The 15241-nt window shown below is 63.8% G+C and carries 13 protein-coding genes; all 13 read right to left on the bottom strand.

From position 1 onward, the window contains the following. Window positions 1-54: 54 nt before the first annotated feature. The 13 genes from HT585_RS17395 to HT585_RS17335 all read right to left on the bottom strand — a co-directional run bounded on the left by HT585_RS17395 (window position 55) and on the right by HT585_RS17335 (window position 15239). On the bottom strand, window positions 55-2010 hold the full coding sequence (locus tag HT585_RS17395) for a hydantoinase B/oxoprolinase family protein (RefSeq protein WP_176354090.1): 1956 nt from the start codon (window positions 2008-2010) through the stop codon (window positions 55-57). Then, window positions 2003-4042: a hydantoinase/oxoprolinase family protein gene (locus tag HT585_RS17390; RefSeq protein ID WP_176354089.1), complete on the bottom strand. Its 2040-nt coding sequence runs from the start codon at window positions 4040-4042 to the stop codon at window positions 2003-2005. Before HT585_RS17390 ends, HT585_RS17395 begins: the two co-directional genes overlap by 8 nt. A 107-nt stretch (window positions 4043-4149) precedes the next feature. Beyond that, the gene (locus HT585_RS17385) at window positions 4150-5121 is read right to left on the bottom strand and encodes an AraC-like ligand-binding domain-containing protein (protein WP_176354088.1); all 972 of its coding nucleotides are present in this window, start codon (window positions 5119-5121) and stop codon (window positions 4150-4152) included. A 214-nt stretch (window positions 5122-5335) separates the two neighbouring features. Then, window positions 5336-6703, bottom strand: a complete 1368-nt coding sequence (locus tag HT585_RS17380) for an amidase (RefSeq protein ID WP_176354087.1) — start codon at window positions 6701-6703, stop codon at window positions 5336-5338. 11 nt (window positions 6704-6714) lie between these two features. Further along, complete coding sequence (locus HT585_RS17375) at window positions 6715-7935, bottom strand: ABC transporter substrate-binding protein (RefSeq protein WP_176354086.1); 1221 nt, start codon at window positions 7933-7935, stop codon at window positions 6715-6717. Further along, window positions 7935-9011 carry a CobW family GTP-binding protein gene (locus HT585_RS17370; RefSeq protein WP_176354085.1) on the bottom strand — a complete coding sequence of 359 codons (1077 nt, stop codon included), beginning with the start codon at window positions 9009-9011 and terminating at the stop codon, window positions 7935-7937. The genes HT585_RS17375 and HT585_RS17370 overlap by 1 nt, the downstream gene beginning before the upstream one ends. Beyond that, window positions 9004-9336 (bottom strand): hypothetical protein, encoded by a 333-nt coding sequence (locus tag HT585_RS17365; protein WP_176354084.1) that lies wholly within the window; start codon window positions 9334-9336, stop codon window positions 9004-9006. The genes HT585_RS17370 and HT585_RS17365 overlap by 8 nt, the downstream gene beginning before the upstream one ends. Before the next feature lie 61 nt (window positions 9337-9397). Further along, complete coding sequence (locus HT585_RS17360) at window positions 9398-10279, bottom strand: polysaccharide deacetylase family protein (protein WP_176354083.1); 882 nt, start codon at window positions 10277-10279, stop codon at window positions 9398-9400. 34 nt (window positions 10280-10313) lie between these two features. Beyond that, complete coding sequence (locus HT585_RS17355; protein WP_176354082.1) at window positions 10314-11420, bottom strand: ABC transporter ATP-binding protein; 1107 nt, start codon at window positions 11418-11420, stop codon at window positions 10314-10316. A 125-nt stretch (window positions 11421-11545) separates the two neighbouring features. Continuing rightward, window positions 11546-12778: an ABC transporter substrate-binding protein gene (locus HT585_RS17350; RefSeq protein ID WP_176354081.1), complete on the bottom strand. Its 1233-nt coding sequence runs from the start codon at window positions 12776-12778 to the stop codon at window positions 11546-11548. Between the two features lie 78 nt (window positions 12779-12856). Further along, window positions 12857-13630: an SDR family NAD(P)-dependent oxidoreductase gene (locus HT585_RS17345; RefSeq protein ID WP_176354080.1), complete on the bottom strand. Its 774-nt coding sequence runs from the start codon at window positions 13628-13630 to the stop codon at window positions 12857-12859. A 14-nt stretch (window positions 13631-13644) separates the two neighbouring features. Further along, complete coding sequence (locus HT585_RS17340) at window positions 13645-14394, bottom strand: SDR family NAD(P)-dependent oxidoreductase (protein ID WP_176354079.1); 750 nt, start codon at window positions 14392-14394, stop codon at window positions 13645-13647. Then, the gene (locus HT585_RS17335) at window positions 14394-15239 is read right to left on the bottom strand and encodes an ABC transporter permease (RefSeq protein ID WP_077501675.1); all 846 of its coding nucleotides are present in this window, start codon (window positions 15237-15239) and stop codon (window positions 14394-14396) included. The genes HT585_RS17340 and HT585_RS17335 overlap by 1 nt, the downstream gene beginning before the upstream one ends. Window positions 15240-15241: the final 2 nt, after the last annotated feature.

The following is a 15241-nucleotide window of genomic DNA, read 5'->3' as shown; positions in this document are numbered from 1 at the left end:
GCCGTTCTCCCGTTTTCGGGTGGACGCACCGCCCACCCACCAAGCATGCCCTTCTTATTGCCAGCCAGCCGCCGAGCGCTTGCGATACATGTCGCGAAACTGTTCGGTGGAGACGGGCAGCGGATCGCCGGTGTCCCAGTCGAGGATGACGGCGTGGTGGCGCACCGCATCGAGCGCGTCGATCTCGCCCGCCTTGAACCGCGCAGAGATCTCGGCCGGATCCGTCTCCAGCCACCCCCGGCGATCAGCTCTGATCTGTCGCCGCAGTTCGGTTGTCGCCGCCGCATCGATCTCGTAGGCGCAGATTTCCGGATCGACAGGGTTGATGACGACGCCGTAGTCTTTTGCCGCCCTCTCGACCGAGACGTAATCGTCCATGACGTCAACAAGAACCCGCTGCGGATCGCGCTCCAGCGGGTCACCGAAGCCGCCACCGCCGGCGGTCGGGCGCGAGAAGACGTCGCCTGCTTCGATTGCCACGTCGGAGAAGGTGGCGCCGAGCCATTCCTTCTTGCCGGTCTTCTCGCGGGTCAGCGTCAACCCGTGCGGCATGGAGGGCAACCCGCCCTCGATGCCCCAGACGATGGCGCGCTCGCGGTCGCAGATATAGGAAATGACAGTGTTTTCGGCTTCAAGCATGCGGGATGTCTTCAGCACCCCGGCGCCGCCGCGCCATTTTCCGGGGCCGGCCGAATCCGTCAGTACCTCGAACTGCGTCGTCAGGATCGGGTTTGCCCGTTCCTGTCCTTCGACCGGCTGGGCCATCAGTCCGGTTCCGAAGCAGGCGGTCGTCACGTTGCAACCGTCCATGCCGTTGCGTCCGCCCCAGCCGCCCGGCAGCCAGTCGTAGAACATGAAGATCGGTTTTTCCGACGCCCGCGCGTCGCGTCCGCCGGTCAGGAGATATTCGAGATTAAAGGCGCACGCGATCGCCCGTTCAGGGATGATCTTCGACCAGATCTCATAGATCGCGTTCATGATCTTCTCGAAGGGCATGAGGAAACCGGTGACGGCCACCGGCCATTTGGCGTCAACGATCGAGCCTTCGGGAGCGATGATCTCGAACACCCGGTAGAAGCCACTGTTGAGCGGCAGGTCGGGGAAGAAGGTCTTCATGCCGGCCGCCACCGCCGAGAAGGTGGCGCCGAAGGCCGAGTTGTAGATCGAGCCGATGGTCGGATGGCTGCCGGTAAAGTCGTAGATTGCCCGGTCGCCCTTGATCGTCAGCTTGACCCTGATCGGGATCATGCCTTCGCTGCCGGCCGGATCGCGGTCGATGAAGTCCTGCGTTTCCCACTCGCCGTCGGGCAGCGCGGCGATGCGCTGGCGCATGGCGCGTTCGACATAATCCTGCACTGCGCCAAGCCCCTGCTTCACCGTGCCCTCGCCGTACTTGCCGACCAGCCGCAGGATCTCGCGCTCGCAGACCTGGGTTGCCTGGGCCTGGGCATGAATGTCGCCGATGATCGAGGCCGGGTCGCGGGTGTTGGAGGCGATCAGGTGGGCGACGTCCTTGCAGAACCGTCCCTTGTCGAACAGCCGGATCGGCGTGATGCGCATGCCCTCCTTGAACATTTCCTTGGCCGAAACGTCGAACGAACCAGGCACGCTGCCGCCCAGATCCGACCAATGGCCGTTCGACTGGCTGAAGGCGATGATCCTGCCATCGACGAAGATCGGCCGGACCAATCGGACGTCGTTGAAGTGGGTGCCGCCGGCATAGGGGTCGTTGATGGCGTAGACGTCGCCCGGATGCATGTCACCGTCGAAGGCACGGATGACGTCCTTGCAGGTGAAATGCAGCGTGCCGACATGGACGGCGATGTCCTGGTTGCCCTGGGCTGCGGAATTGCCCTCGGCGTCGTGCAGGGCGCTCGAAAAGTCGCGGTTGTAGATGACGAAGGAGTAGCAGGTTCTGAGGATCTGCTCGGCCATCTGGTCGACGCTGGTGATGAAGGAGTTCTTCAGGACCTCGAAGGTCACCGGGTCCAGGTTTTGCTGTTCAGACATTCGATTCACCTTCGATACGGATGATGATGTTGAGATAGGTGTCTACCTCCGCGGTCGTTTCCGGCGGGACGACGACGGTAGAATCGAGCTGTTCGACAATGGCGGGACCCTTGAAGACGAAGCCTGCGGGCAGCGTCTCGCGCTCGTAGACGGGTGTATCGACCGCGGCGTCAGCTGCAAACCAGACGCTGCGCCGCGTCTTCGGCTGAGGGATCAGTCCGGTCGGCTCGTGCTTTGCGAGAGATGCCTTCGGCACCATGCCGACGGCCTTGAGATTGATGCGGAACAGGCTGACGGGTGTCTCGTCGCGGCGGAAATTGTATTCGCGCTGATGCTCGCGGTGGAAGGCCTCGACCAGCGGGGCGATGTCGGTGACCGGCGCGGGTGCGGCGACGGCAAGCGACCGCCACTGCCCGAGATACATCATGTCGATGCTGCGCTGCAGCAGCACATCCTTGTCGGCCACACCTTCGTGCGCGAGCCGTTCCAGCGCTTCCTGTTCGAGGCGTACGAAGGCGTCTTCGATTGCGGTTGCGTCGGCATCGTTAGCCGGCTTCAGATAACTCTCGGAAAAATCGTGCTGCATGTCGACGAGCAGGCAGCCGAGCGCCGAGGTAACGCCGGGGTTCGGCGGAACGATGACGGCCGGGATCGACAGTTCGCGGGCGATTGCCGCGCCATGCAGGGCGCCTGCACCGCCGAAGGCAACCAGCGCAAAGTCGCGCGGGTCGTAGCCGCGGCTGATCGAGATCAGCCGTACCGCGTCCGACATATTGGCATTGGCGACGCGAATGATGGCATCGGCGGCCGAATGCGGCTCCAGCCCGAACGGCTCGGCCACGCCTTCACGGACGGCTTCAAACGCCAGGTCCGCATCGAGCGTAATCTTGCCGCCGGCAAGGCTGGTGCCGAGACGGCCGAGCACGACATTGGCATCGGTGTTGGTCGGCTGGCGGTTGCCTTTGGCGTAGCAGGCAGGTCCCGGATTGGCGCCAGCCGATTGCGGACCGTTGCGCAGCGAGCCTGCCTCATCGGTCCAGGCGAGCGAACCGCCGCCGGCACCGATGGTCAGAACTTCAATGGACGAAAACCGGATCGGGTAGCCGAACTCGATGAACCAGTCCTTGGTGATGCGCGACTGGCCGTCATAGGCAAGCGACACGTCGGTCGAGGTGCCGCCCATATCGAGGCCGATCGAGTTTCGGAAGCCGCAGAGCTCGGCGATGTACTTGCTGGCGATCGCGCCGGCGGCGATGCCGGAGCCGGCCAGCCGTGCGGCGAAATCCTCGACGCTCTTCGGCGTCATCACCCCGCCGCCAGTGTGGAGCAGCAGTAGGTCGCGCACATAGCCGTCCTGCTGCAGCCGCTTGCCGAGCCTCGAGGTGTAGTCGACAACGACAGGGCTGAGCGCCGCATTGGCAACCGTGGTCGAGAACCGCTCATGCTCGAAGATTTCGGGCAGGACTTCGGACGAGGTCGATACCGGCACGCCGGGCATTACCTCCATCAGGATCTCCTTCATCCGCCGCTCGTTGGCACCGTTCATGAAGGCGTTCATGAAGCAGACGGCGACAGCCGCGACATTGCGGCGCTTGAGAATACGGGCGACTTCGCGGGCCTCGTCCTCGTCGAGCGTGGCGACGATCCCCCCTTGCGCATCAACACGCTCTGTCACCACCAACCGGTCGCGCCGCGGCACATAGGGCGGCACCACGTCCTTGTAGGTATCCCAGAGGTCTTCCTTGTTGGCCCGGCGGATCTCGATCACGTCGCGAAAACCACGGGTACACACCATCGCCGTGCGCGGCAGGCGCCGCGTGATCAGAGCGTTGGTGGCAACGGTGGTGCCATGCGAAAACAGCGCCACTTTCGATAGATCGATGCCGGCCTTTTCGACGCCGGACATGATGCCGTCGATCGGATCGGCGGAGGAAGAGGTCTTTTCGACCCGGATCCGGCCCGTGGTCTCGTCCATGATGCAGATGTCGGTAAAGGTGCCACCGACATCGACCGCAACGCGAAGGTTCTGCAAGGTTCGTCTCCTGTCTTCGATTCATTGAAAAGCGGGCAAGGCTTCGCCCACAGCCGGGTCAGGCGTGCGCTCACCTCATATCTGTCTGGATTCTGTCGCCCGTCGGCTCAGCCGGAGCCGCTCGGGCTCAGCAGGCTGTAGCGCTCCCGCGCCTCGCTCGGGCTGTAGCCGAAATGCGCCTTGTAGTGGCGGCTGAACTGCGCGTGGTCGCTGAAGCCCAGCGCATAGGCGATTTCCGAAACCAGCTTGCGGCAGGAGGGATCGCGCAGCATCTCATCCGAGCGCAAAAGCCGCTGGACCCGGATCCAGTGGCAGACGGACGTGCCCTGCCGTTTCATCAGCTGATGCAGATAGCGCACCGAGATGCCGCAGGCATCGGCAATCGCCTGCGGCCCGAGATCAGCTCGGGCAAGGTTGGCGCGAACATAGCTTTCGACGCGGTGAAGGTGGCCGACCTGAACCGAGCCGGCGTCCGACATCAGCATGCGCTCGTCGGAGATAAGCGACATCGCAAGGATATCGACCAGGTGTTTGCCGGTCATGTCGCGGGCCGGCGCATCCATTTCGACAAGCCGTGGTGCGACCAACCGGATCATGTCGACGAACAATGCGCCGGTGCCCCGGGTGGAATCGAAGCTCAGCGACGCGATACGTTCGGGCAGGCCGACACGCGGGCGCAGCGTCGCGATCGGCACCTTCAGCACCCAGAGCGTATTCTTCGCGGTATAGCTGAACTCATATGGCAGATGGCTGCGCTCGACGAGGAAGGCGCCCGGCTTGCAGCGCACCGCCTTGCCGCTCTGTTCGAAACTGATCTCCGCTTTCTCCGGCACGGTGATCAAGTAGCTTTCTTCGCGCTCATGCAAGAGGTGCCGCTTCTGCCGGCGGTAGAGGAGCCCATCTGAATCGAGCCGCGACAGCGATACCGCTCCGAGATCCCAGACGTTCAAGTCCCCGGAAAACGCCGCCGCGTTCTGGAAGCGCAGGTCGAGCGGAAAGTAGGTGCTCGATACCGCCTCGTCCCAATACCGCTTGCGCTCGAGCGCAGCCGTGCCTGCCGTGGAATAACTCACGTCCATGCGAAGCTCCCATTCCGTCCGCTTCGGCTGTTCCCGTGTTGCCGAGGCGACGGCCGATTGCGGCCCATTGTTCCCATCGGTCGCCTTGGATGTCGCAGCCTCTTCAGGGCCTTTGCGACCGGCGTTTCCGGAGGTCTTCAAGCAGTAGACTATGCCTTTCGCCCTCCGGCTAGTCGCAAAGTGCGCTTGCTCTTGTCGCTGGGCGTAATGAAGCTCAATCGGCCCGAACCACCGCTTCAGCGCCAAGCGCCATGGACAGCAGATGCGCGTCGTGATGCGGCTGGGCGGAGAGCAGCAGGCCGACCGGCATGCCGGCCTCGCCAGTGCCGCAGGGCAGCGAGACGCCGCACCAGTCGAGAAAATTGCCGATCGACGTGTTGCGCAAGGTCCGGGCGTTGGTGTCGACGAACAAGGCATCGTCATCGAGAAGCGGCGCTGTCGGAGGTGCTACATGGGCAACCGTCGGATAGGCGATCAGTTCGTTCGGCCCAACGCTTTTGGCGATTTCGGCGATGAGTGCCTCGCGTGCATCGAGCGTGGCGATGTAATCGGAAAGACTGATCTTTTGCCCGAACCGCGCCCGCGCCACGACGCGCCGGTCCATCATTGCGGCCTGCGGGCCTTCGAGCCGGCCTCTATGCAGGGCGTAGGCTTCGGCCGTCACCAAAGGGCCATGGCGCTCCATGGTCTCGAAGATGCGCTCGAACGCCTGAAACGATTGGCGGCGCACCTGGGCGCCAGCTCGCTGCAGCCGGCCGATTGCCGCCTCGAAAGCGGAGACGACCCCATCTTCGGCACCGTCGAACACCACCGTCGTCGGCACCACGATCGACAGGCCCTCGAGGCTGCCGCGACGGATTTCAGGCGCCGGCAGGCCACGCATCGCCGCGTCGACCCAGACGGCATCCTGGACCGAGCGGCAGAGAGGGCCGAGCGAATCCAGGCTCTTGGCGAGTGGAAAGACGCCGCGCATGGAATAGCGTCCACGCGTCGCCTTGTAGCCGACGATGCCGTTGAAGGTTGCGGGGATGCGGATCGACCCGCCAGTATCCGTGCCGATCGATACCGGCACGAGATCGGCGGCAACCGCGGCGCCGGAACCGGAGGACGAGCCGCCCGGCAGCCGATCGACTTGGGGCGAGCGCGGATTGCGCGGCGTGCCGTAATGCGGGTTGATACCGAGCCCGGAAAAGGCGAACTCGCTCATGTTGACCCGGCCGACACTGACCATGCCGGCATGGCCGAGCGCAGTGACCACGGCCGCGTCGTCCTGTGCCGCCGGCGCATCTTTCAGAACAACCGATCCCGCCGTCGTCGGCACGCCCGATATGGCAAACAGGTCCTTCCAGGCGACCGGAATGCCGTCGAGAAGCCCGAGCGGACGGCCGGCGGCGATGCGCCGTGCGGAAGCCTCCGCCTCGCGCATCGCCCGCTCCGGCAGGACCATGGTGAAAATCGCCTGGTCGTCATGGTTGCGGATCCGCTGAAGCGTCCAACCCGTCAGGTCGCGCGGATCGAGTGCACCGGATTGCAGCAGCGCAGACAACTGCGCGATCGACCGTCCGCCAAGATCCTGAATCATCGCATTTCCCTCTATCGCTCGACCAGCTGCATCCAGCGGCGAACCAGATAATTGTGCTCGTCCATGGTGGTGTTCCAGACCGCGATGCAGTTGGCGCGCTGCCAATAGGAGCCGCCGCTGCGAACCGATCCCGCCCGGATGCGCATGGTGCCGTCGGGCCCCGGCAGGTCGTTGGCCGCCGGCAGGCCGCCATACCAGTAGTCCCACTCGGCCACCGACATGAACTGCCGCGAGCGCTCCGGCGTGGAGATGTAGTAGCCCTGGCGCGCGACAACCGAACCCGGCCAGCCGGAGATCCACCAGTTAAGGTACTCGTAGGCGACGTCGCGCATGCGACCCGACAGATGACGCGCGAGGCACAAGCCCCCATGCCAGGCGCGATAGCCTTCAGCCGGCACCGCCTGTTCGACCGGAACGCCCTGGCCGTTGAGAATGCTGATGCCGGTCGACCACATGCTCTGGATATCGGTCTCGCCGCGCACCATCAGCCGCGCCGCATCTTCCGCCGTGCGCCAGAAGGCGCGGAAATAGCCGTTCTTCTTGCGCTCTTCGAGCAGGCCGATCAGCCGGTCGATCTCGTCGACCGTCATGGCGCCGATATTGTCGAACGACATCAGCCCGGACGCCTGCGCGGCAAGGGCGGCATCGAAGATGCCGATCGCCGGCTCGTCGACCAGGGCCGCACGTCCCGCCCAGCGCTCGTCGAGCAACGCCGCCCAGCTGTTCATCGACACCGTATTGGGGGCGACGTCGGTCCTGTAGGCGAAGCTGTCGAAATTATGCGTCGTCGGCAGCATCGAGATCGTGCTCGACGGCGTGTCGCCGAGTTCTAGATTGGGCTGCACGAACAGTTTCTTGACCGGTGCATCCCCCTGCCCCAGCCGGGCATTCGGGCCGATATGGCCGGTTTTCGTCAGGTCGTTGATCTCGTCCCAAAGCGCAATACGGCCGATCTCGATCGGCTGGATCGCCCGCCAGTACCAGACGATATCGAGGTTGTGGAAACACTGGTCGTAGATGTCATAGCTGTCAGGCTCCTGCGCCGCCTTGTGCTGGGTCGTCAGGAAGTCGTTGTTATCGAACACCACCTCGATGCCGAGATCGGCCTCGGCGCGAACCCGCAGTTCCTCCAGCAGCGAGATCGCCGTGCCGAGGACACGGAGGCGCGGGCGCCCTTCGAGATGAAGAGCTGGTGTCGCTGTTGCCGTTTGGTCAGGCTGGTGTTTGTTCATCACGACGACTGACGTTCCTGAAGGCTGCGTTGCGGGACGGCCGCGTCCTCGACGGGCGACCGATCGAGGGCAAAGGCCGTAAACGACCGTTTCAGCAGCTCGACATCCAGACCGTCAACAATAAACACGATGCGCGAACGGCGATCCCCGTCCGGCCAGCGCTCCATATGCACAGGCGTATGCACCAGATGCTGAACGCCGTGAATGGCGACTGGGCGTTCCTCGCCGGCAATGTTGAGAATGCCCTTCACCCGCAACACCCTGTCGCCGTGCCGGTTCAGCAGCATCGTTAGCCAGATACCGAAGGCGGTCCAGTCGACGGCATGCTCCACCGTCATCACGAAAGAGGTCACTGCCGACTGATGCACGCCGCCGTCAGCCGTTGCCAGTTGAACCGGTGCTTCGCAATAAAAGCCGCTTGTCGATTGCAGCGCCGCTGCGCGCAGGCTGAGGTCTTCATCGACGAGGTCGGCCAGATCGAAGGACGGATCGGTCGCGGTCAGCAGCGGTGCATCCGGATTGATGCTGCGGAGTTTCTCGACAAGACCCGACACATCGACGGCCAGCGCCAGGTCGGCCTTGGTGACAACAAGGCGGTCGGCAACCGCCGCCTGGCGATTGGATTCGACATAGGTGCCGAGCTGACGGAGCCCGTTGACCGCATCGATGGTGGTGATGACGTTGCCTGGGCGAAAATGATGACGCAGAACCGGATCGGATTTGATCGTCGACAGGACCGGGAACGGATCGGCAAGCCCGGTGCTTTCGACAACGATCCGGCGGAAGAGCGGAACCAGGCCTCGCTCGCGCTTTGAGTGCAGGTCCTTGATCGCATCGGCCAGTTCGCCGCGTACCGTACAGCAGAGACAGCCCGATTGCAGCAGCACCATCGTGTCGTCGATGCGCTCGACCAGATGATGGTCGAGACCGACTTCTCCAAATTCGTTGATGAGGACAGCGGCGTCCGAAAGAGCGGGGTCGGCGAGCAGACGCGCAAGCAGCGTCGTCTTGCCGGAGCCGAGGAAGCCCGTGAGCAGGTTGATGGGGGTCAACAATGGGATCTGCGGCTCAGCCATCGATCGCGACCTCCGCAGCGGCAATCATGCCGGGATCGAGCGGGTCGCAGGGGCGGCCGCAGAGCCGTTCGGCCGCCGGCCAGAGATGGCCGAGGTCTTCGATGATCTCGCTCTTGCCGGTGCGGGTGGCAAGCACGAAGGATGCACCCTGCCAATCGGAAATACTCAGGCCGAAAGGCGCCAGCATCGTATTGGCGATACGCACCCGGTTGGCACGCTCGCGCCTTCGGTCGATGCGCTCGACATTGCGGGTGTAGACGCCCGGCCGCGCCACCGCATCGGCCCAATGTTCGTTGCCTCCAAGGACGCCGCAGAGAGAGCACATGGCGTGATCCAATCGCTTAAAAAGAGGCGGGGACGGCACCTGGACCGCCCCCGTCAGTTGCTCACTTCTTGCGCGGGAAGCGCTTGGCAAAATCGTCGGCGATCTCGTTCATGGTCACGAACTTCACGCCCGGATGCTTGATCATGTGGGCATAGAGCCGCTCCAGCATCATCAGCACCTGCGGGCGACCGGCAACGTCGGGATGGATGGTAATCGGAAACACCGCATAGTCCATCTCGCGGTAGACCCAGTCGAACTGGTCGCGCCAGATCTGCTCGATGTCGTGCGGATTGACGAAGCCGTGGCTGTTCGGCGACTTCTTGATGAACATCATCGGCGGAAGGTCATCGAGATACCAGGATGCCGGGATTTCGATAAGATCGGTCTCCTTGCCGCGCGTGAGCGGCACCATCCAGTCGGACGGCTTCTTGGAGTAGTCGATCTTGGTCCACTTGTCGCCGACGCGCACATAGTAGGGCGTGAAGTCGTTGTGCATCAGCGAGTGGTCGTACTTGATGCCGCGCTCCAGCAACAGCTCATTGGTGACGTTGGAAAACTCCCACCACGGCGCCACATAGCCGGTCGGACGCTTGCCCGAGAGCTTGGTGACGAGATCGATGCACTTGTCGAGGACTTCGGTCTCCTGCTCGCGCGTCATGGCGATCGGGTTTTCATGGGTGTAGCCGTGAATGCCGATTTCGTGGCCGGCATCGGCGACGGCGTGCATCTGCTCCGGGAAGGTCTCGATCGAGTGGCCGGGAATGAACCAGGTGGTCTTGATGCCGAAGCGCTCGAACAGCTTCAAGAGGCGCGGGCTGCCGACCTCGCCCGCAAACAGGCCGCGCGAGATATCGTCAGGCGAATCCTCGCCCCCATAGGATCCGAGCCAGCCGGCGACCGCATCGACGTCGATGCCGAAGCTGCAGAGGATTTCCTTGGCCATGGTATGTCTCCTTCGTGTTTTATCGTTCAAAAGGTCAAGCTGGGATGACGGTGGCTTCGCCCGGCTGCCAGCTCAGAAGGATGTCGGCGCCGACGGGGAAGGCATCGGGCTGGTACTTGTCGACATGGGCTTCGAGCGAGACCGTGCGGCCGTCGGCCAATGCTGCCGTCAGATGGGATACGTGGCCGACCACATCGAAGCGGCTGACGCTGGCGCCGACGACGTTACCGCCGACCGTGTGCGCAATCTGGTCACGCGAAACCAGAGCGGCGGGGTGCACCTCGATCGCTTCGGCCGGGATGACGACGTTGACCCTCGATTTCCTGGCGAGCGTGCCGTTCGGTCGACCGGAAAGCTGACCGAGCGGCGTCGAAACCAGCGTCCGGTCATCCGATGCGCCGTCGACCTCGCCCTGGAAGATCGTGTTGTTGCCGATGAACTGGGCGACGAACGCCGTGTTCGGCCGGGTGTAAAGCTGGTGCGGCGGGCTGATCTGCTCGACCTTGCCCTGGTTCATCACCACGATGCGGTCGGAGAGCGCCAGTGCCTCGGACTGGGCATGAGTGACGAAGACGAAGGTGACGCCGAGCGTCTTCTGCAAAAGTTTCAGTTCGTTCTGGATCGCCTTGCGCAGGTTGGCGTCGAGCGCGCCGAGCGGTTCGTCGAGCAGCAGGATATCCGGCTCGACCACAAGCCCGCGTGCGAGCGCGATGCGCTGGCGTTGGCCGCCCGACAACCGGTCGGGCTTTTTCTCGGCGATATCCTCGAGCCCGAGCGTCGCCAGGATCCGGTCGACCTTGGCGTCGCGTTCCGCCTTTGCCATGCCCTTGACGTCAAGCCCGTAGCCGACATTGCGCCGTACGGTCATGTGGGGAAAGAGCGCGTAGCTCTGGAAGATCATCGACGTCGGCCGGTGTTCCGGCCGGATGTCGTTCATGCGCTTGCCCTTGATCAGCATCTCGCCGGAGGAGATCGTTTCGAAGCCGGCGATCATGCGCAGCGTCGTCGTCTTGCCGCAGCCGGACGGCCCGAGGAACGCGATGAACTCGCCCTTGGAGACCGACAGGTTGAAATCGATCACGGCGGGCGTGCCGTTGTCATAGACCTTGCCGACAGTATTGAGTTCGAGGTCGAAGATCATCGTGGCTCTCCGGAGCTTGCTGGAAATTCTGGCATCGGGCGGGCGGCCACACGGTTGCCCGTGCAAGGGCCGCGCCCTGTTTGCTGACAGCCGGGAGGCGTTTGCCTCCCGGCTGTCTTCCTTCGTCAGGCGTTGAGGAACTCGTCCCACTTCTGGATCAGGTGGTCGTATTCATCCGGCCACTGGTGCCAGTAGGCGACGTTCTTGGCGCGCTCTTCGAGCGAGCCGCCGTCACGCAGGTCGCCTTCCTTGATGCCGCGCTCCTCGGCGCCGACCCAAGGCTTGCCCTCGTACCAGAAGGCATATTTTTCCGGCGCCATGACATTCTTGATATTCGTCGACGGCGAGTAGTAGCCCTGCTCGGAAACGGTGATGCCGGGCTCGCCCGAGAGCCAGTAGTCGGCATAGGCGACAACAGCGTCCTTGTTGGCCGTGCCGGCAATCATCGCCGGGCCGATCGCCCAGCCGCGATAGCCTTCCTTCGGCACGGCGTAGCGGCAGGGCTTGCCCTGCGCCTTGACGGCCATGACCGCCGGCTGCCAGGCGTCGCAGACGACCATTTCGCCCGATGCCATCAGGTTGACGAGCTCGCCGAAATCGCCCCAGAGCGCGCGGAACTGACCTTCCTTCTTCTTGGAGATCAGGAACTTTGCAGCTTCGTCGATCTCGGCCGCCGTCGCATTGCCGGGGTTCTTGACGTCGGAAAGGCCGAGCGAATTCATCGCCATCATCGCCTGGCCGATGGCAATCAGCGGATCGGTGTTGATGCCGGACTTGCCCTTCCACTTCGGATCGAAGATCGCGGTCCAGCTGTTGGCCTCTTCGGCGGAAAGCACATCGGGATTGTAGCCGATGGAATCGTAGTTATAGACGGCCGGGACCATGTTCAGCGCCGTCTGGCTTTCGTCGGTCCAGATCTGGCCGACGATCTGGGCGGACCGATCCCACTTGTCGCTGGCGGTTGTGAAGGTATCGCGGATGTTGGCCCAGTTCTTCAGCGCCGAAGCCTGAACCGGCTCCACATTGTTGGTCATGACGATCGAGGGCAGACGCTCGGCGATGATTTCCCAGCAATCATAGTCCTTGGAGCCGGAGAGGATCTTCGTCTGGGCATCCGGGAAGGTCGCGGCCGTTCCGGAGGTGCCGCCGACGCCGGCCGCTGCCTTGAACTGCTCGAGAATGCGCTCCTGAACGGTGACCGAAAGACCGATAGTGCGCAGCTGCTGGCCTGCCAGATCGGCGGCCTGCGCGAAGGCGGCCCGAGACGACAGGAACGGTGTGCCTCCGCCCATGGCAAGCGCCATCATCCCTGCGGACCGTTTGAGGAGGGAGCGGCGATTGATTTCCAGATTTGGCATTGTCTCTTCTCCAGTTGTTGTTGTTCCCCGGAGCCCGTTTGCCACGCGCCCCATGTTCATTAACCGCGTGAAGCGGCGCTAGTAGCGCCCCACCAGGAGGCCCCCATCCACGACCAGAACCTGGCCGGTCATGTATCTCGCGCTGTCGGATGCCAGGAATGCGATGACGTCAGCGATATCCTCCGGCGTCCCGAGCCGTTTCATCGGAATGAAGGCGGCAGCCGCCTCGGCGCCCTCCGGCCCCAGCGAGTTTTCCTCCGAGAGCAGCTGCGCCGTGCGGATGTAGCCAGGTGCGACCCCGTTGACGCGAACGCCGTGGCCGGCAAGCTCGACCGCAAGCCCGCGCACCAGTCCGATCACGCCGGACTTGGCGGCGGAATAGTGCACATGCTCGTCCCAGCCATAGGCAACGCCCATGATCGAGGAGAGCGCGACGATGCTGCCCTCGCCGCGTCGCCGCATGCCGGGAGCAACAGCGCGCGCGAGACGGAAGATGCCCTTCAAGTCGATGTCGAAGGTCAGGTCCCACTTGTCGTCGGTCAGCGCGGCAAGCGGGGTGCGATGGGCAATGCCGGCATTGGCGACGACGACGTCGATGCGGCCGTGGCGCTTTTCCAGGTCGGCGACCAGCGCATCGGTCGCCGATGTCGAGCGGACGTCGTAATAGGAAAATTCGGCGGAACCGCCGGCCTGTCGGATCGCCTCGACCGTCGCCGATGCCTCGCGCTCGAGAATGTCGGTGACGACGACGTGGTCGCCCTTGGCGGCAAAGGCTTGGGCGGCGGCCTGACCGATGCCGATGGCGGCACCGGTGACGATGACAATGCGGGGCGTCTTGGGAGGATTTGGCATGTTCATCTTTCCTGTCAGAGCATCACGTCGCCGGAATTCGGCCCGAGCGTCTGGCCGACGAACAGGCTTGCCGAGGGAGACGCCAGAAACGAAACGGTCGCGGCGATTTCGTCCGGCTCGCCGAAGCGGCCGAGCGGCAGCTGCGCCTTCTTGGCGTCTCGCCAATCCTTAGAAAGCCCCATCACCAGCGGCGTATTTATCGGGCCCGGGGCGACCGCATTGACCCGAACGCCGCGGCTGGACACCTCGCGCGCCAGCGCCTTGGTCATGCCGATGATCGCGGCCTTCGCGGACGAGTAGTGCACGAGCTCGACGCCGCCGATCTGACCGAGTTGCGAGGCCATGTTGACGATCACGCCTTCGCCGCGGGTGAGCATTGCCGGCAGCACCGCCTTGGTCATCAGGAAGGTGCCACGCACATGCACCGCGAACATCCGGTCGAAATCGGCAACCTCGAGATTTTCGAACAGCGCCTGATGGGCGATGCCGGCATTGTTGACCAGCAGTGCCACGGGGCCGTGCAACTGTGCCGCCTTCTCCACCGTCGCCGTGACATCGGCTTCGCTGGACACGTCGCCTGATATCGCCGTCGCCACACCGCCGGCGGCCGCGATCTCGCCTGCAACCGCTTCCGAGCTTTCAGCCGAGAGATCATTGACGACGACGGCATAGCCGTCGGCCGCCAGCCGCAGAGCGATGGCCCGGCCGATGCCGGAGCCGGCGCCGGTGACGATCGCTGCGCCGAGTGGGGGAGACCCAGCCATCACGCCTCCTCCTGGATCGCGATACGCTTGGCGCGGCGCACCGACAGCATCATCAGCGCCGCATAGGTGCCGAGCAGAGCGAAGGAGAACAGCGTCGTCAGCACGCCAAAGGCAAAGACGTTCGGATGCACTTCGACGGAGAAGGTGCCGTAGATCGCCAGCGGCAAAGTCAGGTCGCGGCCGGAGGCGAAGAGCGTGCGCGAAAACTCGTCATAGGAGAGCGTGAAGGCGAAGAGCATGGCGGAGAGAACGCCGGGGAAGATCAATGGGAACGTCACCTTGCGGAAGGTGCGCGCCGGCGTGACGCCGAGCGACCAGGACGCTTCCTCCATGCTCGGGTCGAACCGGTTGAAGATCGCCAGCATCACCAGGAAGGCGAAGGGGAACGTATAGACCACGTGGAGAACGAAGGCGGTGCTCCACCAGTGGCGATCGATGCCGAGCGTGTTGGCAACGAGCGCCATGCCGAGACCGACGAGCACGCCCGGCACCATCATGCCGAGAACGATGAGGTAGAAGACCACGCCCGAGCCGCGGAACTTGCGGCGGAAGGCTTGCGCTGCCGTGACGCCCAGCACCGTCGAGACGATCATGGTCATCACCGCGAGCCCGAGCGAGCGAACCAGAGCCTGCTCGATCGGCAGCGGCGCGATGCGCGACGGCGGCGTCAGGCCGAAGAGGTGCTTGTACCAATAGGTTGACCATTCGATGATCGGGAACTGCGGGCCGCCCTCCGGTCCCGTCTGGAAGGACAGGATGGCGAGCACGACGAGCGGGCCGTAGAGGAAGACGAGGAAGAGCGCGGTATAGGCGCCAAGGCCGGTTTTGATGCCGCTGGCATTCATGA

Source organism: Ensifer oleiphilus, assembly GCF_013371465.1.
GTDB classification, from domain to species: Bacteria; Pseudomonadota; Alphaproteobacteria; order Rhizobiales; family Rhizobiaceae; genus Ensifer; species Ensifer oleiphilus.
The sequence above is the reverse complement of the archived record's forward strand: the minus strand, read 5'-3'. Positions and strand labels throughout refer to the sequence as shown.